Here is a 24,125-nt window from a genome sequence, read left to right on the forward strand (position 1 = left end):
AGCAGAAGCAACATTCCACAGTAGTGTTACCAGATCGCTGGTTTGAAGAAGTGTCGCACGACTTCGAGCATCGAACAACCAAAGGAATAAAATTCTCCTTTCTTCTTCAATGTGATGTAACACCTTAAACGGGGAACTCTACAGACATATAAATAAGTAAATGATAGCGAGGGAATCAGGGTGATGAGCTAGTCCTGGAAGCAACGTTAGAGCAGTGCTATAGCGTTTTTAGACCGTGCTAGCTGTAACAAACTTCAAATAGTGAATCCACATGAGCTTAGGGTCTCAAGATCACTAAGACTATGCAGTTGTGGGGTAGCTTTGAAGGTCATTCAGATCTCAGTTGCCTCAGCGTAGCTATCTATCTGTTTTGGCGTACTGTCTCCGCTCTCAGTAGAGCGGAGAAGCCGAATTCTCGGATTCGTGTGTTCAGAGTGTCGTTTTAGTTGATCTACATGGTGCTATGAATACTGCCTCAAATTAATCAGAACTAGAAGCTTAAGTCACTACTGCACCCTAAGAACAATTGGCTCCTATGGATACGAGTTTGAAAGAGACGTTTCCCTTCCTTGAGGTTGTGGATGTTCGTGTTACTGCTTTAGATTTTGAAGCCCAAATTTCCTTAATGATGCAATGGGCGAAGCAGCAAAAGAGTAAAAGCGTTTGTGTGGCAAACGTACATATGCTAGTGGAAGCTCGTCGAGATCCTGCATTTGCCGATATTTTAAAGAAGGCTGATCTCGTTACTCCAGATGGGATGCCCTTAGTGTGGATGTTGAGGTGGTTAGGGCAATCCAGACAAGACCGAGTTGCTGGTTTAGATATTATCTTGGCGCTCTGTAGCCGTGCGATCGGAGAGGACGTAGGAATTTTTCTCCTAGGCTCAACACCTGAGATACTGGGACGCATGAAGGCGAGATTTGAAAGCGAGTTTCCAAATCTGAAAATTGCAGGTGCTGCACCACTGCCGTTTCGTTCTTGTACAGAAGCGGAAGAGCAAGCAATCGCGCAAACGATTAACGAGAGTGGCGCAGGATTAGTTATGGTCTCTTTGGGATGCCCTAAGCAAGAGGCATGGATTGCCAGACAAAGGGGTAAGGTGCAAGCTGTCATGATTGGTTTAGGTGGGGCTTTCCCGGTTTATGCGGGACTGAGAAAACGCACTCCTCGCTTGATTCAAAATGCTGGACTGGAATGGTTATACCGTCTTATCCAGGAGCCAAAAAGACTATGGTGGCGGTATGCCAGCACAATTCCAATATTTATATTGCTGGCAGTGAAACAGCTAGTCGTATCTAAGGTATATCAGGGAAGTCTAATAAAGCAGACTGAGCAGAGTTAACGAATCGCAGAAGGCAGAAGCTATGAGGGAGATATTTTTTAATCCGATAGTCTTACTGCTCGTTGCGATGATTGGGACAATCTACCTGCTGCTTTTTTCGTCTTGGGTGACGCGTGAGGAGAATAACCACCGTTTGCGCTGGCTGATTACATTTATTTTTCTATTTAGCGGATTGCACCCAACCGTTGCGCCATTCCCTTATTTTCAGCCAGAAGCGCTCGCTGGGTTCGATAAGTCTCCTGAATCTGCATTTGTGCAATTGACTTTCTATGGTGCGATTGCTCTTCTACTAAGCTCTTGGTTTAGGAATTTCTTTAGCGGCTTGCTCTACCTGGGCAGGAATCCGTTTTTGTTCGGGTTATTGCTCTTGGCGCTGTTGTCTGCTTTTTGGTCAGAGACTCCGATTTTATGTTTTAGGTACGGCTTGGTCTTTCTATTTGCGACTCTGTTCGCGATTCATATTGCTAGGGAGTACAGCTTTAAAGCGCTATGCGTCATACTCCGACGATTGGCATTTGTAAGCGGCATTATTAATTTGTGTTCGCCTGCGATCGTGCCCTCACTAGCAATTAAAGACAAAGGACTATCTGGAATTATGCCTTTTCCAATTGATCTCGGTAATTTTCTGGCGTTCGGTGTTGCACTCTGGGTTTCTTATGGCTCAGATGCTCCTAAACAAGAGCGATGGAAGGCATTTGCGATCGCAGGCTTTTTGGGCATGGTGATGTTAATGGCGAATTCTGCCCAGAGTATCTTTATCTGTGTTGTCTTAACGGTCTTAGTCATTGTTCTACAATCGGTGAAATTCTTGGATAGTAAATACTTTCCAGTGTTGCTAATCGGGGGGCTAATTTTAGCAATTGTAACCTCTGTGATTATGCAGTATTTACTTCCACTCATTTTCGCGGCTTTGGGCAAAGATATGTCGCTGACAGGACGAACAGAGTTTTGGCCACAGCTGATCGATCGCTTAGAGCAGCATAATTTGTTTGTAGGCTACGGCATTAATAGCTTTTGGCAGGCTTGGCGTGGAGATGATGATCCGGCTCATGGCATTATCATTTATGGTGGTTTTATTCCAACTCATGCCCACAATGGTTTTATTGATTTAGCATTGAGCTTGGGAGTGTTTGGACTCATCCTGTTCTTTATGTCTTGGTTTGTCGGGCTCGCTCAAGCAGTGAAGTACAGCTTGCAAAACGGTTCAGCAGATTGCAGCTTGCCACTTCTGATCTTGGTTTACCTAGTTTTCTTTAACGTCTCACACACACTGCTGACAGGTGCAAACTATATTTGGGTGTTGTATACGATCGCGTTAACCCGCTTGCAAATTGAATACAGACAGCGAAGAAAGTCGGCTCCTGAACTTCAATCTGTCAGGAGCTTACCGGTATGAATCAATCCTGGGTTCAACTTCTGCCTCCGTTTCTTCGCACTAAGCTGGAGGGGCGCTATACCGTACAAAAGATTCTTGGCAATACGGGATGGTTGCTTGTCGATCGAATTCTCCGCATGGGATTGGCGCTGATTGTGGGCGTTTGGGTTGCTCGATACTTAGGGCCAGAGCAATTTGGACTGTTTAACTATGCGATCGCTTTTTCTGCGCTCTTCAGCCCCATTGCGACATTGGGGTTAGAGGGGCTTGTGGTTCGCGATATTGTGCAGTCTCCTGCTGATAAAGATGAAATTCTAGGTACGACTTTCCTGATTCGATTGGTAGGTGGCATTTCAGCTTGGTTGTTATCGTTGGGTGTAATTTACTGGATGCGCCCAAACGATGCCATGATTCAATGGCTTGTAGGAATTACTGCCGCAGGATTTATCTTTCAATCCTTTGACATTATTGACTCCTGGTTCCAATCACAGTTGCAATCAAAGTATTCAATTCTTGCAAAAAGCGCCGCCTTCATCTTTACGGTTGGGGTGAGAGTGACACTCATTCATGTTAGAGCGCCCCTGATTGCCTTTGCTTGGGTAGCCTGTTTTGAGGGCATCCTAATTGCAATTGGACTAATTGCAGCCTACTGCTCTAGAGGATTTTCTTTGACCTCGTGGCGAGGAAATATCACTCGCGCTCGGACATTGCTGAAAAACTGCTGGGCTTTAATTCTGTCAGGCTTGGCGATCATGACTTACATGAAAATTGATCAGGTGATGTTGAATGAAATGATGGGAAGTGAAGCGGTTGGAGTATATTCAGCAGCCGTGAAGCTGTCTGAGATTTGGTATTTTGTGCCCATGGCTCTGACTTCCTCAGCCTTTCCGGCGATTGTAGAACTACGATCGAAAGATATTGATCTGTACTATCAACGACTACAAAGTCTATTTAACTTTCTGGTACGGCTTGCTTATGCGATCGCACTCCCAGTCACTTTTCTAGCAGGATGGCTGATTATGCTTTTGTTTGGCAGCGATTATGCTGCATCTGCACCCATCTTAGCAATTCACATTTGGGCAGGTGTGTTTGTGTTTCTGGGGGTGGCTCAAGAGTCGTGGAGCTTTGCTGAGGGGTTTCTCAAGCTGTCATTACAGAGGACTCTGATCGGTGCGGTGATCAATGTGCTGCTCAATTTTATTCTGATTCCAATTTACGCTGGAGTCGGTGCGGCAATTGCAACGGTGATTGCTTATGGATGTGCGGTGGTCGTAACAAACTTCGTTGATCCCAGAGCAAAACGGATTTTGGCGTTACAACTCAAAGCACTTTTCTTGGTTGGATAACTTCTTTGGATAACTTCTGATGAAAACACTTCCTATGCTGCTAAAAAACAATCTGAAAGACTTGAAAATGACTCTTCGGGATGGGTACTCCAGAAAGTCCTATTCGCAAGAAGGTGAGGATCTGATTTTGCATCGTGTGTTTGAGACTGTCGATCGTGGATTTTATGTGGATGTGGGTGCTCATCATCCTAAACGGTTCTCCAATACTTTCATCTTCTATCAAAGAGGATGGTCAGGTATCAATATTGACGCAATGCCGGGAAGTATGGAGCCTTTCAAACGCTTGAGACCAAGAGATATCAATGTGGAAGCAGCGATCGCTTCGAGTCCCAGAGAAATGACATTTTTTGTGTTTGATGATCCGGCGTTGAATTGTTTCGGTCGCGAACTAGCAGAACGAAGATGGCAGGGGGCTTACTCTTTGAAGCAGGAAATTCAGATTGTTACGCAGACTTTGGGGGAAGTACTGCACCGCCATCTTCCGACGGGGCAGAAAATTAACTTTTTGTCGATCGATGTTGAAGGCTTAGATTTGGAAGTGCTGCAATCGAACGATTGGTCAGCGTTTAGACCGGAGTATATTTTGGCTGAATGCGCTGAGATGGACTTGGAGCAGATTCAGAAAGGTAGTGTCTATCAGTTCTTGGCAGAGAGAGGATATTCTCTGTTTGCCAAAACGTTGAGTACCGCCGTTTTTAAAGCAAATGAATGAGTTACAGTTTGCAGCAATTTGAGAGAGCCGCATGAAAACCCCTGTTGCCTTGATCATTTTTAAGCGCCCGGATACTACGAAACGAGTCTTTGAAGCAATTCGACAAGCTAAACCAGAACAATTGCTAGTCATTGCGGATGGTGCTCGCGTCGATCGACCCGGCGAAGCTGAAAAGTGTGCTGCGGCTCGTGCCGTGATTGATTCGATCGACTGGAAATGCGAACTTTTGACGGATTACTCCGACCTCAATTTAGGCTGTAAACATCGGGTTGCTAGTGGACTCGATTGGGTTTTTGAAACGGTTGAAGAAGCAATTATCCTAGAAGATGATTGTTTACCGCATCCGACGTTCTTTCGGTTTTGTGAAGAATTGCTCGATCGATATCGCGATGATCAGCGCATTATGTCGGTTTGTGGAGACAATGCGCGGTTAGCGACCCGCAGAACAGAGTATAGCTATTACTTTGCGCGATCGACCCCCATTTGGGGATGGGCAACTTGGCGACGAGCTTGGCAGTATTACGATGTGAATATGGCGCTTTGGCCCACGATCAAAGATGGAAACTGGTGCAAAGATATCTTGATTGATCCAAAGATTGCTAAAGCTTGGGAACACACATTTCAGTCTGTGTATGACAACTTAGTCGATACTTGGGACTATCAATGGACTTTTGCTTGCTGGGTGCAAAGCGGAGTCAGCGCGATCGCAAGTACCAACCTGATTTCTAACTGTGGTTTTGATGCGGATGCAACTCATACGAAGGAATTTAATCCACGTCTAGCAAATCGACCAATTGAAGCAATGGAGTTCCCTTTGAAGCATCCACCTTTTGTCATTCGCGATACACAAGCTGAGCATTCTCACTTTACACAAGAGGCACCAAGCTTAGCTTTTCGTGCCAGCAGAAAAGCTCAGAGAATGCTTAAACAGTTAATCCATCACTAGAAGGTAATCCCAATTTTCTACATCCGCCACCCGTGGGCAATTTAGAGGGCAAGAAGCTGTCCTACCGAAACGAAAATCTCATTGAACGAACATTAGCCTAGTTATCTCCTTCAATCAAGATATGGAAGTTCTTCATTTAAGTTCCTCAGACCTTACAGGAGGGGCGGCTCGTGCTACTTATCGATTGCATCGCGGGTTGCGACAAGCTGGATACCGATCGCAGATGTTAGTGCAAGCGAAAAGCTCTCATGATCCCTCTGTTCTTGTTGAAAAGAAGTTCTTGAGGAAATTCAACGAGAAACTTTTAATCAGTGAAAGACTGGATGACCTACCCGCACGATCGCGCAGTCATTCACGATTTTCGCCGCAGTGGGTTCCAAATCGGGTCGTCTCTCAAGTCGCTCAACTTAAACCGAGTGTGATTCATCTGCACTGGATTTTTAAGGGATTTCTGAACATTGAGAACTTAGCGCAATTCCGGCAGCCTTTAGTCTGGACGCTGCATGATATGGCTGGATTCACAGGTGGATGTCACTATGCGGAACAGTGCGATCGCTACACAAAATCTTGTGGGGCTTGTCCACAGTTGCAAAGTTCACAGGAGCAAGACTTGTCTCGCTGGGTTTGGAATCGCAAGGCAAAAGCTTGGCGCGACCTTGATCTTGTGGTCGTGACTCCGAGCCGTTGGTTAGCCGACTGCGCTAGCCAGAGTTCTGTATTTCGTCAAACTCCAGTTAGGGTAATTCCGAACGGACTGGATCTGCAAATTTACAAACCGTTTGATCGACCAGCCGCTCGCGATCGACTCAATCTTCCTCAAGACAAATTATTGGTGTTATTCGGAGCGCTCGATCCAACGAGCGATACTCGGAAAGGTTGGCATCTACTTCAGTCTGCTCTGCAAAAACTGAGGACAACCGAATGGAAAGATAGAATCGAGCTAGTGATTTTTGGAGCTTCACAGCCAGAAAAGACAGTTGACGTGGGCTTTAAGGTGCATTACTTGGGACATCTCAACGATGATGTCTCACTTGCGATCGCCTATGCTGCGGCAGAGGTGATGGTTGTCCCCTCCGTACAAGAGGCGTTTGGGCAAACTGCATCCGAATCTCTAGCCTGTGGAACACCTGTTGTTGCTTTCGATGCAACTGGCTTGAAAGACATTGTTGATCACCAAGTTAATGGCTTTCTTGCAGCAGCTTACCAGCCGGAGAGCTTAGTTCAGGGAATCATCTGGGTTTTAGAGGATTTAGAGCGCCATCAATTTCTGAGCGAAAATGCACGAAAAAAGGCGGAAATATCCTTTTGCTTAAACCTGCAAGCTCAGCAGCATATTGCACTTTACTCAGAGCTAGTCGAGAAAACTGTGAGTTAAGAGATTTATAAGTTCAGGGGGCTGAGGAACTGCATTGAGTGAGAAGCAAAATGACGATCGAGAAAAAACTTCTACTAGTGACATTTCCCGTGGATCTGGGAAATCGAACCAATGAGAAGCGGCTGATTTCAATCTTTGAGAACTATTTAGATCTGAGGGTGCATCAGTTCATTCCAAATCAGGCCCAAAGAGGAGTGCCAACAACTAAGTTCGCTTATGCTTCTGTTATTGCAAGACGGTTCTTAGGGTCTTACAACCTCTGTCGAGAAGTGCTAAGAGCTTATCAAGAAGGCAGAAAAGTTTTATTTCATGGGATTAGCCCTGCGCTTTTCGCCTATCCGGTCACACGCAAGCAGAGTAGCTATATCGTCACGGATTGGACTAAGAAACTATACGAACCTTTCTTAAACGCATCGTTGTCTCCAAGTTGGTTGACTGCCACCCATCGGGAAGTGATGAGTGCTCAACGCTATGTGTTTGGACTGACTGATGCAGTGATCGAAGGAATTCATCAAGATTACCAGATTCCCAAAAGTAAGCTCAGGAAAGCAAGGTTGCCATTCTGTCCTGATCTTGATTTGTTCATCCCATCGCCTGAACGCTACGATCGGGAAATTCGTCTCTTGTTTGTAGGGGGCGACTTTCAGCGTAAGGGTGGAGATGTTTTGCTACGTTGGTTTAAGCAGCTTGACAATCCGAATGTGAAACTGACGATCGTGACAAAACAAGCTGTAGAATCTCACCCCAATCTTACAGTCAAAACCTCTGTGGATTATGGGCAGACTGAGCATATTAACTTATTCGGAAGTCACGATATTTTCGTTCTGCCAACAACGCTTGAAGGTTATCCATCGGTGATCGGTGAGGCGGGGTGTGCTGGACTTGCAATCCTAACGACAAAAAATGCTCTGGGTGCGCCTGAGATTATTGTCAATGGAGAGAATGGCTACATCTGTAGCTCTCAGGAAGACCTAATTCAGCAGTTAGAAGCGCTGATTCAAAACAAACCCATGATCGAATCGATGAAGCGCAAAAGCCGCCTGATGATGGAAGAGAAGTTTGCGGAGGATTTGGTGCTAGGGGATTTTATCAATTGCATGTTTGGGAATCAAGCTTAAGGCAAAGCATTTGGGTATTAATAGTTGAAACGATGGGATGATTGCGGCAGGTTGAACTATGGCTGCTCAGAAACTGAGAATATTGCTCTCTGCATTTGTCTGCCACCCGGACAAGGGATCAGAAGAAGGCGTGGGTTGGAACTGGCTAAAGGAGTTAGCAAAAGAGCATGAAGTTTATGCGCTCATCTCTGATTTTTTAGGACAAGAAGAACCTGTAAGAGCAGCAGTCGATCGATTGCCTTACCGCGATAACATTCACCTCATTTTTATTCCAATGCCACAAGGGTCTAAGCTCATGATGGCTCTTTTTCCACGGTTTGAATTTTACAATCTATGCGTTGAATGGCAAAAACAAGCTTTCATCGAAGCACAAGAGCTGCTGGAAACCGTGACGATCGACCTTGTTCATCATGTTACTTATGGTTCGTGGACAATTCCGAGTTATTTATCGCGGCTTCCTAAACCTTTCATCTTAGGCCCGGTCACTGGGAGCCAAAGTGTTCCTCTCGTTGGCTATTCGTTCTTGCCAGCTAAGGGAATCGTCCAAGAAATGATCAGAATGGCTTACTTTATCTGGACAAGATTAACATCCGTTGCAGCCAGAGAGACAGTCAGGAAAGCTGAGCTTGTTCTATGTGGCAACTTGGAAACACTGAATGAAATTCGCAGGATGCGAGATTCTGAGACAACTTTCTTAATGTCAGATTCAGGCATTCCTAAGCTGCCTGAGGGTTTGTCCAAAACTGAAAAACCTGAGTCTGCTGAAATCTGCTTACTTTGGGCGGGTTTGATTGAGCCGCGCAAGAATTTTGGACTTCTTTTACAGGCATTACAACGCCTACCAAGCAATATTTCTTGGAGATTGCTGGTTGTAGGTAGCGGAGTGCTTCTGCCTTATTGGAAAAAGAAGGTTATTCAGGCGGGATTACAGTCGAAAATTGAGTTTTTAGGACAAGTTCCTTATCGGGAAATGAGCAGCTATTACCAGCGAGCAGATATCTTTGTGTTTCCAAGCTTGCGTGAGGGTTCACCCAATGTGATTCTCGAAGCAATGGCTTATAAGTTACCTGTAATTGGTTTGAAACTGAATGGCACTGCAACCGTTTTATCTGAAGACTGCGGGATCTTAGTAAATGTAGGAAGTAAGAAGCAGATTGTGCATGATTTCGCCAGTGCAATCACCAGTCTTGCTGAAGCTCCAGAACTCCGACGCAAGATTGGCGAGAAGGGTTACGAACGGGTCAAGTCTTTCTACACCTGGGAGCAACGCGGAAAAAAAATGTCCTTCCTCTATCAATCCGTCCTGAACACGGCTTCCTAGTTAATTTGTTGCTTTGTTAGAAATTCAGCAATGAGACGCGCTATCTATGAAAATCTTAAACTTAACCACCGCAATTCCTAGCAGATACGGGACTGGGGCAGATATCGCATCTCAGCATTTTATCGATGCGATGAAAGCACTAGGTCATTCGGTTTCGATCGTTGGTTATCGTCGCTGGGGCGATCGTCATCCTTACGGCAAAGATACGATCGAAGTTGGTGAACGCCATATTGAAACGTCATCTGCCGGAATACATTCACTACTTTGGGCTGCGATCGCCCTGTTTCGACAGTTGCCCTATAGCTCAGCGAAATATTACTCAAATCGCTATGTGCAAACGGTACGATCGTTGTTATCTCAACAGCATTATGATGTGATTGTACTGGAGCATTCGTCTCAACTTTGCTGGTTAAAACCTGCCCTTGTCGAGCCTAGTAAGATTGCTGTTTTAGCCCACAATGTAGAACATGAAATCTATCAACAACGCCTCAAATCCAGTGTCGATCACCTGAAAAAACGGGTTTATCAGCGAGAAGCGCAGTTAGTCAAACAAATGGAAGCGAATCTTGCTGCGACCAGTGAAGCAATCTGGACGCTGAGTTCGCATGATGCAAGCTACTTTAGGCAGTTCGATAAAACGGATTCAGTGAAAGTATTTGAACTTCCCGTCAATGTTTCTCCAGTGAATCCGACTCATCGCAAAACTTACGACATTGGCATGATTGGGAGCTGGATCTGGAAACCTAATGCAGATGGATTGTGCTATTTCTTTGACCAAGTTTATCCGCATCTCCCGGCTCACTGTTCGATTCGGGTTGCGGGTCGAGGGGCAGAATGGCTAAAGGACAAGTATCACAATGTTGAGTATCTAGGATTTGTAGAAGATGCTCAAGCATTTTTAGCAGAAGCAAGGGCGATCGCCATTCCTTCTATTTGTGGCGGCGGAGTGCAGCTTAAAACCTTAGAAGCGATCGGGCTCGCTCTACCCGTTGTGGCAACTCCGTTTGCCCTACGGGGATTAACAACTCTACCAACAACGGTCTACTCTGCCGAACAGCCAGGGCAATTTGCTCAAGCTATCCAAACTGCGATCGATCGCTCGATCACGCCTGACGACCTCGAATCGGTCAAGACCTGGGTTGAAAATCGGTACAACCAATTTCTGCACAGTGTAGAGACTGCCTTGACTCTGCTCACCCATGAGGCTTAAACAACAATGAGACAAACAACGATCGCGATCCTCCTGACCTGCTACAATCGCCGTGAAAAAACGCTGCGGTGCTTGCAGGCTTTATCTGAACAAAACCTTCCGCTGGGGATCGAGTTAAAGCCTTATTTGATTGATGATGGCAGCACGGATGGCACAGCAGAGGCAGTGCGCCAAAACTATCCCAATGTTCGGGTGCGCCAAGGAACCGGAAGCCTGTTTTGGAATGGAGGAACGCGACTTGCCTTTGAAACGGCACAGGCAGAAGATCCGGATTACTATTGCTTGCTAAACGATGATACGATGCTCTATCCTTATGCTCTCAGAGCTTTGCTAGAGGTATCAGATAAGCTTGCAGCACAAGGAGAGCAGAAAGCGATCGTTGTTGCCTCTACCCTTGATCCTGATACCAATCAACCCAGCTATGGTGGAGTTGCTCAAACCTATTTTTGGCATCCCCTCAAGTTTCACCAAGTTAATCCTGATTTAAAGCAACCCCGGCGTTGTGACACCTTTCACGGCAATTGCGTTTTGATTCCGCGTACGGTGGCAGCCCTAGTCGGAAACTTCAACCCAGTCTACACGCATAATCTAGCAGATCATGATTATGGTCTAAGAGCGCGCCGTCAAGGTTGTTCGATTTGGATTGCACCCGGCTACTTGGGAACCTGTTCTGCAAATCCCCATCGAAGCCGAATGGTTAAGAGTGATTTAGCTGGGGTAAAGTTAGAGCAAGTGAACCGACCCAAGGGATTTGCGCTAGAAGATGTAACGCTGCATTCCTTTGAGGAGTGGAAAGCATTTTGTCGTGAAAATGGTGGAGTGTTCTGGTTATTCTACTGGCTGCTGCCTTACCGTAGATTGTTTTGGTTAATGTTGGTGCAACGAATGTCTTTTAGTGTTCGTTAGTTGATGCAAAATTCCAAGCTCTCTAGTAACTTCAATACGATCGTGAGAACCTTAATTACCAATATTCCTAAACTTCTGCCTAAGCTCAAAAGAAAGCTTTCTGAGTGGTCACTGGGTTGGTTCTTTTCGTTGTTGTATGCACCCAATGAGGTTGCATCAATAGATCAGCTCGATCGAGTTGAGGTGAAGCATGTTCATTCAAAATTAATAGAGCAACCTTATGCAGTCTATACCATTACAAAAGGTAAGCTGTTTACCGATCGTCATGTATATATTGCGGTATCGTGCGATCGATTCCTAGTTCCCGGTGCATCCTGGCAATGGAAAGACGGCATCATCTTGCCGCCTGAGCAAAATCCTGTATTGAGCAAAGGAACACCGCGATCGATCAGTCGCTTTCGTAAAAGTGTACTCTCGCTGCTAACAGGTGGCTCTGGCAATTACAACTATTATCATTGGCTCTATGACGTTCTTCCGCGAATTAAGCTCTGTGAATCTGTGCTAGATATCGATGAGGTGGACTATCTTTTAGTTCCAGATCTTCGCTACCGTTTTCAAGCTGAAACGCTAAATTTGCTGAGTCTCAAAAACAACTTGATTTCTAGTGCTAAAGTTCAACATCTCCGTGCTGAGCAGCTTATTGTTACCGATCATCCCAATCCAAACTTTGCCAATCCGCCGTTGTGGATTATTAACTGGCTCAGAGAAACATTCTTACCAAAAGCAAACTTAGACCTGAAATTTAATCAGCGTGTTTACATTGAGCGCGGAGACTCTGTGAATGGACGACGTTTACTTAATGAAAACCAGGTGTTCGCATTTCTAGAGCAGCAAGGCTTCTCACGCTATCGTTTATCAGATTTGTCTGTCCTGGAACAAATTTGCTTATTTCATCAGGCTGAGATCATTGTTGGTGTACATGGTGCAGGTTTTACCAACCTCACTTTTTGTCGATCGAACACAAAAGTAATTGAGCTTTTCAGCCAAGAGTACACTCCAAAAGTGTACGAACAGATCGCAAAGCATAATCATCTCGTTTATACGTCATTAGTTACCGGCGACATAGAAGCAAGTGAATCTCCCCTTACGGCTAACTTCTCTATATCTTTGGCATCACTTCGGGAACACTTACAACGAGTGATGTGCGAGTCAAGGAGCTAAGCAACGATGCCTTATCAATTCTACGGGCTTCTGCATTTCGCAGAAAATGAGAACAGTGCAGTAAACTGTGCTGTGACTTCCTTTAATGAACAAATTCTGATTTATCTCAGAAATGCAATCAGTTTGTCTCGATCGCTTAGAAGTAGAGGCATCAGTTTTATTGTCCTGACGAATCAGAAGCAAGAGATTGAGCGGTTATTAGCGCAAATTGGACAGCCAGGAATTTTGGAAATTCAAGAGCTGTGCTTCAATATGCAGCTTCCACATGGTTTGAGTTTTTTCTCATCTCACTTCAAGTTAGAGGTTTATCAATATCTCGCTTCCCTTGATCCACAGTCATATTCCTTGCTGATTGATTTAGATGTTCTTGCAGTCAATCCGCTGCCACGCTGCTTTGAGTACATCGTTGAACACCAAGTTCCACTTTACTACGACATTTCGGATCAAATGATCCCCGCTTATAGTCACGATCGGCTCCTCAGCGATATTCAAAAGCTCATGCCAAGTCCAAGCGAAGGCAGATGGTGTGGTGGTGAGTTCATCGCAGGAAACCCTGGCTTCTTCAGCACTTTATCTATTGAGGTTCAGAAAATTCTAGATACATACATCAGTCAGATCGATGTGCTTTATCATCAGGGCGATGAATTAGTGACTTCTGTTGCTTTAGAGAAGATGCGGCAGCAGGGTTATGTGATGGCAGATGCAGGAACGCTGGGCATTGTTTGGAGATACTGGAGTACGCCTCCACTTCATCCCCAGAGAAATCTTGACTACATGAAAAGCTGTTTTTTGCTTCATCTGCCCACAGATAAGAAGTTTCTAGCAGAGTTAGATGAAGAAGCAGCAAGCAATCAAGACGCTTTTCTCAAAACGTACACAACCTACCATTGGCAAAAACGAAAACGGTTGAGCAGGCAGAAAAAGCTGTCTGGAGTTAAGGGACTTGTCAAACAGTATTTGCAACCTTTAAGAAGCAAGTCAGCATCAATTTAAATCCGCCAGTCTGAGTTGTAACCTTCATCAAGCGATCGTGTGAGTCGCTTTGATGGTTTATGGCAGCGATCGGGCTTACTGTTCAATAGGCTCTTCCTCCGTGCCTCTTATTGACAGCGAGGCGAAACTTGAGATGAAACTTATGTCTTTTACTCGGTTCTATCAATTCTGCTCTGTGGCAGGCTTGGTTCTACTTGCAGGCAACCTTGATGCAGGATTCGTCTACAGCGCCGAACCTTCTGTTGCGACTCCTTCCATTGCTGCTTCGATCGATGAATCCTACACCTTAGGAGCCGGGGACTTGGTACAACTTGATATCTTCGATGCTCCCGAATACAGCGGTCAAAACGCCCGTTATCAAGTTCTAATTGATGGGAGCCTCAATCTTCCCCTCGTTGGTAGCGTTCCCGTTAAAGGACTCACCCTGAATCAAGCAGGCAAACAAATTACTCAGAAATACTTGCGCTTCTTTCGTCGTCCCTTGACGACTGTTACTCTGGTTACCCCCCGCCCGCTTAGCATTACCCTCACGGGAGAAGTCAATCGCCCCGGTTCTTACCCAATTCCTCTTACGCCTGCGACTCCCACTGCTACGCTTTCTTTTCCGACCTTAACCAGTGCGCTCAAACTCGCAGGCGGTATCACTCAGGCAGCCGATATCAAAAATATTCAAATCCAAAGAATCAGCGGCAACAATCGCCAAACTCTGACCGCGAACTTAGGAAAATTTTTGCAATCGGGCGATCGTACTCAGGACGTAACCCTCCGAGATGGAGATTCGATTGTGATCCCGACAGCCACCAAAATTGACTTAACCGAATCCGCCCAGCTTGCTAATTCAACCTTTGCAGCCGATCGCGAACCGATTACGATCGCAGTGGTTGGCGAAGTGTTTCGACCTGGCGCTTATGTCGTAGCTGGGAATATCCGCACGGGAGCCGCAGGAGTTCCCGGTGCGACGAATCAAGCAACGATCGAGCCATTTCCGACCGTGACTCGCGCCATTCAGAGTGCAGGCGGTATCAAACCCCAAGCGGACATCCGCCGCATCCAAATCCGCCGCTTAGCCCGTAACGGAACAGAGCAGACCTTTGAAATTAACTTGCTGAAGTTATTAAAAGAGGGAGATCTGCGCCAAGATGCTATCTTACAAACAGGAGACACGATCGCAATTCCAACTGCGACTCAACTCACTCCTGCTGAAGCAGCTGAGATTGCAAGTTCTAGCTTTTCACCGGATACGATTCGCGTCAATGTGGTGGGCGAAGTGAAGCAGCCTGGAACCGTGCAAATTCCGCCCAACACTTCGCTGAATCAAGCATTGCTGGCGGCTGGCGGTTTTGATCAACGCCGCGCCAAAACAAGAGCGGTCGATCTGATTCGATTGAATCCCGACGGAACGATCGCACGACGTGAGATCGCGATCGACTTGTCCCAGGGAATTAACGATCGCACCAATCCCGCGATGCAGAACAACGATATTATCGTCGTCGGGCGATCGGGGATGACCAGAATCGGAGATGGGATTAATTCAGTGTTAGCCCCAGTCGGCAATATTTTCTCAGTCTTCAACATTCTGAAGCTTTTTGGGCTGTGATTGAGGGGCGCATCTCGTCAACTATGTATGGGTAATTAAGTCAAAAACCGAGATGAATAAACCGCCAAATTCTCTTTCACCTTTGCCCGAAACGAATGGCAAATTCTCGCAACCCAGGATCGAGACTGCAACTGCTCATGAGGTCGAGCAGGAGAAATGGGACTTAGGCTGGCTGATTGGAGTTGTCCGCCGACGTGGATTTTTGATGGCACAAGTAACTATAGGAACCACTGTGCTGGCTGGGGGAGCATTTCTATTAATGACTCGATCGGCCCCAGTTCAGTATGCAGGGAAGTTCCAACTCCTCGTTGAACCGATTACAGCAGAAGAGCAACTGGCACGCTCTTCCACTCGTGCTCAAGGGTCAGAAGTTACCGATGCTCAACGGATTAATATCGATCAATCTAGCTTAGATTACGAATCTCAAATTCGGATTCTGCAAGGCCCGAAACTACTAGAGCCTGTGATTGATCAGCTTCAGCAACGCTATCCCGATACTACTTACGACACCTTAATTCAGAAGCTAAAAATTGCTCGAATTATTACACTTACATCAGATAAACGTGAACAAGGAACTAAGTTAATTGAAGTTAGCTATCAAGATACTGATCCAGAGAAAATCGAATTTATTCTGAATCAACTTTCTCAGGTTTATCTAAAGTACAGTCTAAAAGAACGCCAATCCACCATTCGACGAGGGGTTCAATTCATTGATAGTCAGCTTCCACCCCTGCGGCAACGGGTAGAGACATTACAGCAGCAAATTCAAGCGCTTAGGCAACAGCACAGCATTGTTGATCCTGAGCAGCAGAGCCGATTACTGGCTGAAACTGAAGGCAAATTGCGACAAGTTGCGGCAGATAATCAAACTCAAATTGCGGAGGCAGAAGCGAAACGCAATACTCTGCTGCGACAATTGCAGGCGGCGAGTCCTCAAACCGTCTTAGGCGAAACGCCCTACTATCAAACGCTGTTAACGCAGTATCAGCAAATTGAGGGGCAGATTGCGATCGAATCGGCTCGTCTCAAACCGGATAATCCTGCATTACAGGCACTACTCGAAAAGCGGCGCAACCTGCAAGATCTGCTGAATCAAGAAGCAATCCGGGTTGTTTCAAAGGCAGGGGACGCGGTGACGGTCGCAGAAGCTCGCCGTCAGGCAATCGATCAGGTAAAAGCTCAGGTCGATCGCGAAGTTCAACAGTTACCTGCGATCGCTCGTCAGTACAGTGATTTACAGCGCGAATTAGCTTTAGCAACAGATAGTTTGAATAAGTTTGCCACCCGACGGGAAGCTTTGCAGATTGATGCTGCCCAGCAAGAAGTTCCTTGGGAACTGACCATTCCGCCTCGCTTAGATCGAGATGGCTCAGGTAAACCGATGAGGACTAACAGCATTAATAAGGTGCGATTTCTCGCATTAATTGCGGTCTTGGGAGTGTTGCTCGGAATTGGAGCCGGGTTTCTGGTCGAAACCCTTCAGGATGTGCTGCATAGTCTAGATGAGGTGAAGCGTACTGCTCGATCGCCTGTGTTGGGGGTGATTCCGCATAACAATGCTCAGCCTCCAATCGTTTCTACTCCAATGATCGAAGCATTGCGATCGCTGTCGAAAAATCTCCGTCTCTTGAGCAAGAATCATACCTCAGTGCGTTCTCTGATGATTACGTCTGCCGAGGTGGGAGAAGGCAAAACGACGATCGCGCTAAATTTGGCAATGACTACTGCTCGGATGAAACAAAGAGTCTTGCTTGTGGATGCAAATCTGCGTCATCCTCAGGTTCATGAGCGCTTAGGATTGCCAAATCAGGTAGGACTGAGCGATCTGCTGCTCGGTGATCAGGAGCTTCAAACTGTTGTGCAATTTCTTCCTGGCTATGAAGACTTAACGATTCTGACGGCGGGACAAGCTTTCTTTGATCCAGTTGAAATGCTTACCACGAATCGCATTGAGCCTTTGTTCCAAAAATTTCAGATGATGTTTGATTTGATTATTGTGGATGCGCCACCTTTACTAGGCTTAGCAGATAGTGGGTTGATTGCGGCTCAATGCGATAGTTTAGCGCTGGTGATTCGGTTAGGGAAAACCAATCGATCGTCGATCGCCGCCGCTTTAGAAGAACTGAAGTTTGTGTCAACGCGGGTACTTGGAGTGATTGTGAATGATGCACCACAAGCGTCATCCTTGCCTTTTCGCGATTCCAGGCTTGTGCATAAGCCTTCATAGGTCAAATTCATTCTTCGCGCGGCGATCGCTGCTGCCCTGCACAAACACCATCTTCGCTGTTTTCACTCACAGTTTTCACTCACACTGTTCTCGCTTCAAACAGCAACACTTGTGTTCAGAAGCGAAACATTCCTACTTTAAGCAAGACTGCTCCCACTTCAAACAGCAACATTCGTGTTCAGAAGCGAAACATTCGCGTTCAGAAGTGAAACATTCGTGTTCAGAAGCGAAACGTTCGTGTTCAGAAACGAAACATTCCTACTTTGAGCAAGACTGTTTCCACTTCAAACAGCAATATTCCTGTTTCTAACTCAATTTGTCTCAGTTAACGCACCAATCTTGCTGTTCAAAGCCTCAAACGGCTCTAATCTTCAAACACAGGCGACCAAAGCTCTGAAATTCGTACTTCCCAACCTGGTAACAGATCCGGAACAGTCAACACATCACCATCTTTTAGCGTCACGGGTTCAATGTTCGATCGACGCACTTCCACCCATCTCTGCTTTGGGTGAATCAAGATGCCCACTCGCGTCCCCTGTTCAAGAAACTGATCAATCTTGGCGCGTAATTTCTTCACGCTATCACTTGGAGACTTTACTTCGACCATTAAATCCGGTGCAAGTTCCGCAAAAGTTTCAGGACTTTGGCGCAATCGCTCTGCTTGTACAAACGAGACATCCGGAGCGCGTGTATCTGAATTTGGTAAAACAAATCCTGCCCCTGCTCCAGTTACTCGTCCTAGCTTCCGAGGTTTTACCCAATTGCGTAACTGTGCATTGAATTCTGATGCCACTTCATCAGACTCGTAACCGGATGGACTCATTAGAATAATTTCTCCGTTGATTAGTTCAATTCGGTAGTCTCGCTCACCCTGAGCAAGTTGGGCTTGTACGATTTCTAAGTCTTTCGCTGTAAGAGACATAACAACCTCCTGAGAACTCACCTTCTATTTTCGCCTGCGATCGAATCCCTTCTCAATGCCAGTATCATAGGCAAATCGTTTTACGATCGTGCCTCTCATGACCTCGATTCGTTTGCCCCGCTTTCTCAATGCCACAGAACGCCCCTCGCTCTCGCGTCAAATGATGCGAATCGGCGCGGCGATCGTGCTCATCTTTGTCGCTATTGCCTTGTTTGCCCCAATTCTGCAAGCGATCGGGCTTATCCAAAGTCCGACTGAATTTCTCGATAATCCGCCTCATGCTGCACCCAACGCTCGGCATTGGTTTGGGACATCAAGCTTGGGATACGATGTGTTTTCGCGGACGCTGTTTGGCACACAAGCAGCCATTCAAGTCGTGATTCTGGCAACGGCATTGAGTTTGATCGTGGGTGTGCCGTTGGGAATGGTGAGCGGCTATCGGGGCGGAAAGCTCGATCGTGCGCTCCTCTTCTTGATGGATACGATCTACACGCTGCCGGGGTTACTGCTCTCGGTCACACTGGCATTTGTGGTCGGGCGGGGGATATTAAATGCTGCGATCGCGCTGAGTATCGCCTATGTTCCACAGTATTATCGCGTCGTTCGCAATCAGACCGTGAGCGTGAAAACAGAGCTATTTATCGAAGCGGCTCAAGCAATGGGGGCTTCAACCTGGCGAGTGTTAAAAAAATACCTGTTCGCTAATGTCATTCAAAGCGTTCCAGTTCTGTTTACACTGAATGCCGCAGATGCAATCCTAACGCTGGGGGGTTTAGGCTTTTTGGGATTGGGTCTGCCCGATGAAGTGCCAGAATGGGGGCATGATCTTAGAGAAGCACTCGATGCCCTCTCAACTGGGGGAATTTGGTGGACAGCCTTATTTCCGGGATTGGCAATGACTCTACTGGTGGTAGGACTATCGCTGTTTGGAGAAGGACTGAATGAGTATGTCGATCGTAAAACTCGCTAAATCTCCCCTGATTTGCCAGACTTCACCCGGATTCAATTACACTATCGAGAAAAATACTCTAGCTTGCCTAAAAAACTCGATCGTTTATATCCCGTAAAACAGAAATTTTTTTGTCAATAATAGAGGCTGATGTAAACAGTTCTTCAGACTTTTCTTCAGACTTTATTCCACCGCGTCCCGATTACTGATGACCCCGACGACCTCGAACCCCGACTTCCGCTACCCACAGAAAACCCTCGATCGAGCCACCCGCGCTGTTCGATGCGCTCCGTTTCGGCTCAAGTTCTATGCAACGATGCTAACTCACAGCGTTTCACTCAGTGCGGTTGCTGGCACTCCTGGCATTCGGAATCAGCACAGTAAACGAATGCTCTCAGAGCTTGCCGCAGACGGGGAACTCCTCTGGCTGATTCAAGTCGGCATTTTACGACGCGAAGTAGACGGACAGGGACTCACCGACAGTTTTCGCCTGACTCCGCTGGGTCGGCAACTGGTGCAGCAATGGCAATCCGTTGGGGGGTTTGGCAAAGCTAGCTTGAGCGATCGCATTCTGAATGTGATGCACCGCTGGTTCCGGCTTCCGTTTTAGACCGACTTATTCCGCTTACCGATCGGAGGTGAATTAATGAAAGCAGTCATGGTTGTAGGCACGACCTCGCACGCCGGAAAATCGATGGTCGCAACTGCGCTTTGTCGAATTCTGGCGCGAAAAGGGTTTCGGGTGTCGCCGTTTAAGGGACAAAATATGGCGCTAAATGCCTACGTCACTGCGAACGGAGGCGAAATTGGATATGCTCAGGCAGTGCAAGCTTGGGCGGCGGGAGTGCAGCCTTGGGTGGAGATGAATCCGATTCTGCTGAAGCCTCAAGGGGATATGACTTCTCAAGTGATCATCAAAGGACGCGTTGCAGGGCGAACCAGTGCGGTTGAGTATTATCAAAATTTCTTTGATATCGGCTGGAGCGCGATCGAAGACTCACTCCGACGCATCAGCGAAGAATTCGATCTCGTAGTCTGTGAAGGAGCAGGCAGTCCCGCCGAGATTAACCTTAAGCATCGCGACTTAACGAATATGCGGGTGGCGAAGTATCTGAACGCGCCGACGATTTTGGTGGTGGATATTGATCGCGGTGGCGCGTTTGCTCACGTCGTTGGGACGCTAGAACTGCTTGATCCTGATGAACGCGCGCTGATTAAAGGGGTCGTGATTAACAAATTCCGGGGACAGCGATCGCTGCTCGATTCAGGAATTGAATGGCTGGAGCAGAAGACCGGAATTCCGGTGATCGGGGTGATTCCCTGGCTCGATCAGGTGTTTCCGGCAGAAGATTCACTTTCCCTATTCGATCGTAGTTCTACAAAAGAGAGGGGCGATCTGACGATTGGGGTAATACGCTTACCTCGCATCGCCAACTTCACCGATTTCGATCCGCTTGAAGCAGAACCTTCGGTGAATGTGAAATATGTCCATCCGAAGCAATCGCTGGGGCATCCCGATGCGGTGATCATTCCCGGATCGAAAACGACGATCGCGGACTTGATCGCGCTGCACAAAAGCGGTATGGCCGAAGAAATTCAGAACTACATTGCAGCCGGAGGAACGGTACTCGGCATTTGCGGCGGATTTCAGATGCTGGGTAAAATTCTTGCCGATCCCGAAGGCATCGAAGGACAAGAAGGGCGCTATCGGGGTTTAGGGCTGCTGCCGCTCAAAACAGTGATCGCAGGTCAAAAAATCGCCCGCCAGCGCAATGTGACTTCTAACTATCCGCAAGAAGGTCTACCCGTTTCAGGCTATGAAATTCACCAGGGCAGAACCCGCTTGCTCGAAGAAGCAGAAGGCACACAGGCACTCTTTGACGATGCGAATCTCGGTATTGTGGATGAGAGCCAATCGGTGTGGGGAACTTATCTGCACGGCATTTTTGATAACGGGCCTTGGCGACGTGCCTGGTTGAATCGATTGCGGCAGCAGCGCGGATTGCGATCGCTGCCCACCGGAGTTGCCAACTACCGCGAACAACGGGAGCAAATGCTCGATCAGCTTGCCGACTCGATCGAACCGCATTTAGACCTCAAGCCAATTCTGCCCTAAAAAACAAGCGCACCAGATAGCCTGAATGCGCTTTTATCCCTAACCCTTTCGGTGCAACGTACCCGTTTGTCCTTGATTTATACAGTAGAGGCAAAAACCTCGAAAGCCATTGGCGTTTAGACATTCTTTAGAATTTTGTTATGAGTGTTTGCATTCGTTTTTTGCCGGATGATGTGACGGTGGATGCTGAAGTGGGCGAACCCCTGTTGCAAGTTGCCGATCGTGCGGGAGTGTCCATTCCCACAGGCTGTCTGATGGGATCGTGTCATGCCTGCGAAGTGGAACTCGATGACGGGGAAACGGTGCGAAGCTGTCTCGCTTCGGTTCCCCCCGGACGCGAGACGCTGACCATCAATCTCTTCTTTGATCCAACCTGGTGAGATTGCCGATGCTCGATGGTGGGGGATTGGGGATACTATGATTCAGCTTTCTCAATCTTCAAATTCATGCAGTACCCCTTAGAACTGACCTTCAAATTTTGGTCACTCACGCCGCAAATGACGATCGCCGATGCTGGAGGCAATCCGGTTTTCTACGTGCGGCAAAAGCTGTTCAGGCTTAAAGAAGTGATCAATGTGTTTGCGGATGTCCATCGATCGCAAGAGCTGTTTACGATCAAAGCCGATCGCATCATCGATTTTTCCGCTCGCTACAATTTCTCAGACCCAAGCGGAAAGATCGTTGGAGCGCTCAAGCGGCGCGGATTGAAATCTCTCTGGAAAGCTCACTTTGATATTTTTGATGGCGAGACGGTCGCGTTTACGATTCAGGAAGAGAATCCCTGGGTGAAAGTGATGGATTCGCTGTTAGGCGATTTGCCCTTTGGTAGCTTCTTCACCGGATATCTGTTTAATCCGACTTATTTAGTGAGCCGCCCTGATGGAACTGTGGTGATCAAGCTATCCAAGCTCCCCACGTTTTGGTCGCGCAAATTCACGATTCAGCAAGTCGATCGCACGAACGATCGCGAACAGGCTCAAATCTTGCTCAGCTTAATGATGATGATTTTGTTAGAGCGCGATCGCGGTTAACTTCGCGCATAATCGCGGAATCGATCCAGGTCTGCTTGAATGTTGGACTGCACAAAGCGATCGACCATTGCGTTGTTCATGATCTGAGCCAAAAGATCGGGCACAGCATAAGAGAGCGTCATTCTAACAATGCTGCCCTCGGCTCCGCGATCGTAAAACCGGATTGCTCCGCGATTCGACAAGCCACTGACTGATTCCCACTGAATAATTTGGTTGGGGATTTGCTTGGTGACGCGAGATTGCCAACTAAACTGAAGTCCGCCTGTACTCAGCGTCCAGCGCGAGAGATCGGGCTGATCTTCGGAAATTTTCACCGAGGTAATCCAGTTCATCCAGTTGGGCATCTGTTCGAGATCTGACCAAAGGCTCCACACTTTGTCGATCGATGCCTCGACTTCAACTTGGGCGGAGTGTTCTAACCATTGAGACATTTAAACAATTCCAGCATCTTCGCGTACTTAAGACAAAATAATAAAGCCGAATTTGCATGGAAGTAAGGATATGGCTCAAAGTTTACTCGCGATCGCAACATTTGTGGCACTGATTGGGGGAGTTATTTTCGGGGTGTCCCGCTATGAAAAATCCACCACAAGACGCGAGGACTCAAGCGGACAGGTAATTCAGTCTATTCCAGAACTGAAGATTGACCCTGAACCGATTCCCGTCGTCCCTGTTGCCGAAGAAATCTCGACTCCGGCTGAAGTATCAGCGCCGATCGCAGAAACAATTGACGAGGCTCCAGAACCCACCGAAGAAGCATCGATCGCAGAATTGAGTCTAGAAGCAGAAAGCACCGAAACGCTAAAAGTAGAGGAAAGGGTGGCGGAAGCGCCGATCGACGATGCCCCGGAACCCAGAGGTGAAGTCGTTGAAGTCGTTCTCCCACCAACCATTCAAGATTCAAAACGTCCAGAAGATGAAGTCGAACCGAGAGAGCAAGTCGTTTCCGTGCTTGTCCCACCGACGATCCATGATCCAAAGCGTCCGAATGATGGCAAGCTTGAAGACTTGACTCAGGATCTGCTTGCTTGGGGACAGTCTAAGGATCTCAAGCACATCTCGAAATTAGTTCAGTACACAACTTATGCAGAACCGCTTGTGCGGGGAACGGCTGTAGTTGCGCTCGGTCAAATTGTCCGTCATCATGCGGTTCGAGGTGAGGTAGAACAAGCGATTCCCGTACTTGGCAAACTGACGCTAGATTCTGATCTGAAGGTTCGGCTGTATGCAGTGCAGGCGCTAGGACGCATTCGATCGGAGAAGGTTTTACCGTATTTAGAAAAAGCGTTGCAGAGTCCATCGGGGAGCGTGGTGAAAGCGGCGAATGGTGCGATTCAGAATCTGAAGTTGCAATACGGGAAAACGCCAGCGATGCAGGTTGCTCAAAAGATGCTGGAAAGAACGAAAAAGACATCGGTTTAATTGGGGGGGCGATCGATAATTCCGATCAACAATCAACCCGGTAGAGACGCGATTAA

General features: G+C 47.1%; 22 protein-coding genes. 20 read left to right on the forward strand and 2 right to left on the reverse strand.

From position 1 onward, the window contains the following. Positions 1 to 535 precede the first annotated feature (535 nt). From NC981_RS22490 to NC981_RS22555, 14 genes are all read left to right on the forward strand, one after another. Entirely contained in the window at positions 536 to 1,342 is an 807-nt protein-coding gene (locus NC981_RS22490) for a WecB/TagA/CpsF family glycosyltransferase (RefSeq protein ID WP_348244940.1), read from the forward strand. A 22-nt stretch (positions 1,343 to 1,364) separates the two neighbouring features. After that, on the forward strand, positions 1,365 to 2,738 hold the full coding sequence (locus NC981_RS22495) for an O-antigen ligase family protein (RefSeq protein ID WP_348244941.1): 1,374 nt from the start codon (positions 1,365 to 1,367) through the stop codon (positions 2,736 to 2,738). Then, positions 2,735 to 4,063, forward strand: a complete 1,329-nt coding sequence (locus tag NC981_RS22500; protein WP_348244942.1) for a flippase — start codon at positions 2,735 to 2,737, stop codon at positions 4,061 to 4,063. Before NC981_RS22495 ends, NC981_RS22500 begins: the two co-directional genes overlap by 4 nt. 19 nt (positions 4,064 to 4,082) lie before the next feature. Then, on the forward strand, positions 4,083 to 4,775 hold the full coding sequence (locus tag NC981_RS22505) for an FkbM family methyltransferase (RefSeq protein WP_348244943.1): 693 nt from the start codon (positions 4,083 to 4,085) through the stop codon (positions 4,773 to 4,775). Between the two features lie 31 nt (positions 4,776 to 4,806). After that, on the forward strand, positions 4,807 to 5,721 hold the full coding sequence (locus NC981_RS22510; RefSeq protein ID WP_348244944.1) for a glycosyltransferase family 2 protein: 915 nt from the start codon (positions 4,807 to 4,809) through the stop codon (positions 5,719 to 5,721). Between the two features lie 121 nt (positions 5,722 to 5,842). After that, positions 5,843 to 7,096: a glycosyltransferase family 4 protein gene (locus NC981_RS22515; RefSeq protein WP_348244945.1), complete on the forward strand. Its 1,254-nt coding sequence runs from the start codon at positions 5,843 to 5,845 to the stop codon at positions 7,094 to 7,096. 50 nt (positions 7,097 to 7,146) lie between these two features. After that, the gene (locus NC981_RS22520; RefSeq protein ID WP_348244946.1) at positions 7,147 to 8,214 is read left to right on the forward strand and encodes a glycosyltransferase family 4 protein; all 1,068 of its coding nucleotides are present in this window, start codon (positions 7,147 to 7,149) and stop codon (positions 8,212 to 8,214) included. Between the two features lie 58 nt (positions 8,215 to 8,272). Beyond that, positions 8,273 to 9,535 carry a glycosyltransferase gene (locus tag NC981_RS22525; RefSeq protein WP_348244947.1) on the forward strand — a complete coding sequence of 421 codons (1,263 nt, stop codon included), beginning with the start codon at positions 8,273 to 8,275 and terminating at the stop codon, positions 9,533 to 9,535. Between the two features lie 46 nt (positions 9,536 to 9,581). Continuing rightward, on the forward strand, positions 9,582 to 10,745 hold the full coding sequence (locus NC981_RS22530; RefSeq protein ID WP_348244948.1) for a glycosyltransferase: 1,164 nt from the start codon (positions 9,582 to 9,584) through the stop codon (positions 10,743 to 10,745). A 6-nt stretch (positions 10,746 to 10,751) separates the two neighbouring features. Next, entirely contained in the window at positions 10,752 to 11,651 is a 900-nt protein-coding gene (locus NC981_RS22535) for a glycosyltransferase family 2 protein (protein ID WP_348244949.1), read from the forward strand. Positions 11,652 to 11,654: 3 nt separating this feature from the next. After that, positions 11,655 to 12,812, forward strand: a complete 1,158-nt coding sequence (locus NC981_RS22540; protein ID WP_348244950.1) for a glycosyltransferase family 61 protein — start codon at positions 11,655 to 11,657, stop codon at positions 12,810 to 12,812. Between the two features lie 6 nt (positions 12,813 to 12,818). Continuing rightward, entirely contained in the window at positions 12,819 to 13,805 is a 987-nt protein-coding gene (locus NC981_RS22545) for a hypothetical protein (protein WP_348244951.1), read from the forward strand. Positions 13,806 to 13,947: 142 nt separating this feature from the next. Further along, a complete protein-coding gene (locus tag NC981_RS22550; protein WP_348244952.1) occupies positions 13,948 to 15,402 on the forward strand; it encodes an SLBB domain-containing protein in 1,455 nt (484 codons plus the stop codon). 52 nt (positions 15,403 to 15,454) lie between these two features. Further along, on the forward strand, positions 15,455 to 17,629 hold the full coding sequence (locus tag NC981_RS22555; protein WP_348244953.1) for a polysaccharide biosynthesis tyrosine autokinase: 2,175 nt from the start codon (positions 15,455 to 15,457) through the stop codon (positions 17,627 to 17,629). Positions 17,630 to 17,993: 364 nt separating this feature from the next. On the opposite strand, the gene NC981_RS22560 is transcribed toward NC981_RS22555, so the two are convergent. After that, complete coding sequence (locus tag NC981_RS22560; protein WP_348244954.1) at positions 17,994 to 18,551, reverse strand: Uma2 family endonuclease; 558 nt, start codon at positions 18,549 to 18,551, stop codon at positions 17,994 to 17,996. Positions 18,552 to 18,648: 97 nt separating this feature from the next. Between NC981_RS22560 and NC981_RS22565 the strand changes: the two genes are divergently transcribed. From NC981_RS22565 to NC981_RS22585, 5 genes are all read left to right on the forward strand, one after another. Beyond that, on the forward strand, positions 18,649 to 19,521 hold the full coding sequence (locus NC981_RS22565) for an ABC transporter permease (RefSeq protein ID WP_190377133.1): 873 nt from the start codon (positions 18,649 to 18,651) through the stop codon (positions 19,519 to 19,521). A 187-nt stretch (positions 19,522 to 19,708) separates the two neighbouring features. Beyond that, entirely contained in the window at positions 19,709 to 20,110 is a 402-nt protein-coding gene (locus tag NC981_RS22570; RefSeq protein WP_348244955.1) for an Npun_F0494 family protein, read from the forward strand. Between the two features lie 36 nt (positions 20,111 to 20,146). Continuing rightward, a complete protein-coding gene (gene cobQ / locus NC981_RS22575; protein WP_348244956.1) occupies positions 20,147 to 21,616 on the forward strand; it encodes a cobyric acid synthase CobQ in 1,470 nt (489 codons plus the stop codon). Positions 21,617 to 21,756: 140 nt separating this feature from the next. Further along, on the forward strand, positions 21,757 to 21,996 hold the full coding sequence (locus NC981_RS22580) for a 2Fe-2S iron-sulfur cluster-binding protein (RefSeq protein ID WP_190377136.1): 240 nt from the start codon (positions 21,757 to 21,759) through the stop codon (positions 21,994 to 21,996). Between the two features lie 66 nt (positions 21,997 to 22,062). Further along, a complete protein-coding gene (locus NC981_RS22585) occupies positions 22,063 to 22,647 on the forward strand; it encodes a hypothetical protein (RefSeq protein WP_348244957.1) in 585 nt (194 codons plus the stop codon). Here the strand turns inward: NC981_RS22585 and NC981_RS22590 are convergent. Then, positions 22,644 to 23,078, reverse strand: a complete 435-nt coding sequence (locus tag NC981_RS22590) for an SRPBCC family protein (RefSeq protein ID WP_348244958.1) — start codon at positions 23,076 to 23,078, stop codon at positions 22,644 to 22,646. The two genes, NC981_RS22585 and NC981_RS22590, sit on opposite strands and share 4 nt — an antisense overlap. A gap of 70 nt (positions 23,079 to 23,148) precedes the next feature. Between NC981_RS22590 and NC981_RS22595 the strand changes: the two genes are divergently transcribed. Beyond that, entirely contained in the window at positions 23,149 to 24,069 is a 921-nt protein-coding gene (locus tag NC981_RS22595; RefSeq protein ID WP_348244959.1) for a HEAT repeat domain-containing protein, read from the forward strand. The last annotated feature ends 56 nt before the right edge of the window (positions 24,070 to 24,125 follow it).

It is taken from the genome of Leptolyngbya sp. DQ-M1 (assembly GCF_039962505.1).
In the GTDB taxonomy this organism is placed as follows: domain Bacteria; phylum Cyanobacteriota; class Cyanobacteriia; order Leptolyngbyales; family Leptolyngbyaceae; genus Leptolyngbya.

Coding starts and splice junctions, on each gene's coding strand:
- NC981_RS22490 (WP_348244940.1), top strand. CDS start 536: ATGGATACGAGTTTGAAAGAGACGTTTCCCTTCCTTGAGGTTGTGGAT.
- NC981_RS22495 (WP_348244941.1), top strand. CDS start 1,365: ATGAGGGAGATATTTTTTAATCCGATAGTCTTACTGCTCGTTGCGATG.
- NC981_RS22500 (WP_348244942.1), top strand. CDS start 2,735: ATGAATCAATCCTGGGTTCAACTTCTGCCTCCGTTTCTTCGCACTAAG.
- NC981_RS22505 (WP_348244943.1), top strand. CDS start 4,083: ATGAAAACACTTCCTATGCTGCTAAAAAACAATCTGAAAGACTTGAAA.
- NC981_RS22510 (WP_348244944.1), top strand. CDS start 4,807: ATGAAAACCCCTGTTGCCTTGATCATTTTTAAGCGCCCGGATACTACG.
- NC981_RS22515 (WP_348244945.1), top strand. CDS start 5,843: ATGGAAGTTCTTCATTTAAGTTCCTCAGACCTTACAGGAGGGGCGGCT.
- NC981_RS22520 (WP_348244946.1), top strand. CDS start 7,147: ATGACGATCGAGAAAAAACTTCTACTAGTGACATTTCCCGTGGATCTG.
- NC981_RS22525 (WP_348244947.1), top strand. CDS start 8,273: ATGGCTGCTCAGAAACTGAGAATATTGCTCTCTGCATTTGTCTGCCAC.
- NC981_RS22530 (WP_348244948.1), top strand. CDS start 9,582: ATGAAAATCTTAAACTTAACCACCGCAATTCCTAGCAGATACGGGACT.
- NC981_RS22535 (WP_348244949.1), top strand. CDS start 10,752: ATGAGACAAACAACGATCGCGATCCTCCTGACCTGCTACAATCGCCGT.
- NC981_RS22540 (WP_348244950.1), top strand. CDS start 11,655: ATGCAAAATTCCAAGCTCTCTAGTAACTTCAATACGATCGTGAGAACC.
- NC981_RS22545 (WP_348244951.1), top strand. CDS start 12,819: ATGCCTTATCAATTCTACGGGCTTCTGCATTTCGCAGAAAATGAGAAC.
- NC981_RS22550 (WP_348244952.1), top strand. CDS start 13,948: ATGTCTTTTACTCGGTTCTATCAATTCTGCTCTGTGGCAGGCTTGGTT.
- NC981_RS22555 (WP_348244953.1), top strand. CDS start 15,455: ATGAATAAACCGCCAAATTCTCTTTCACCTTTGCCCGAAACGAATGGC.
- NC981_RS22560 (WP_348244954.1), bottom strand. CDS start 18,551: ATGTCTCTTACAGCGAAAGACTTAGAAATCGTACAAGCCCAACTTGCT.
- NC981_RS22565 (WP_190377133.1), top strand. CDS start 18,649: ATGACCTCGATTCGTTTGCCCCGCTTTCTCAATGCCACAGAACGCCCC.
- NC981_RS22570 (WP_348244955.1), top strand. CDS start 19,709: ATGACCCCGACGACCTCGAACCCCGACTTCCGCTACCCACAGAAAACC.
- cobQ (WP_348244956.1), top strand. CDS start 20,147: ATGAAAGCAGTCATGGTTGTAGGCACGACCTCGCACGCCGGAAAATCG.
- NC981_RS22580 (WP_190377136.1), top strand. CDS start 21,757: ATGAGTGTTTGCATTCGTTTTTTGCCGGATGATGTGACGGTGGATGCT.
- NC981_RS22585 (WP_348244957.1), top strand. CDS start 22,063: ATGCAGTACCCCTTAGAACTGACCTTCAAATTTTGGTCACTCACGCCG.
- NC981_RS22590 (WP_348244958.1), bottom strand. CDS start 23,078: ATGTCTCAATGGTTAGAACACTCCGCCCAAGTTGAAGTCGAGGCATCG.
- NC981_RS22595 (WP_348244959.1), top strand. CDS start 23,149: ATGGCTCAAAGTTTACTCGCGATCGCAACATTTGTGGCACTGATTGGG.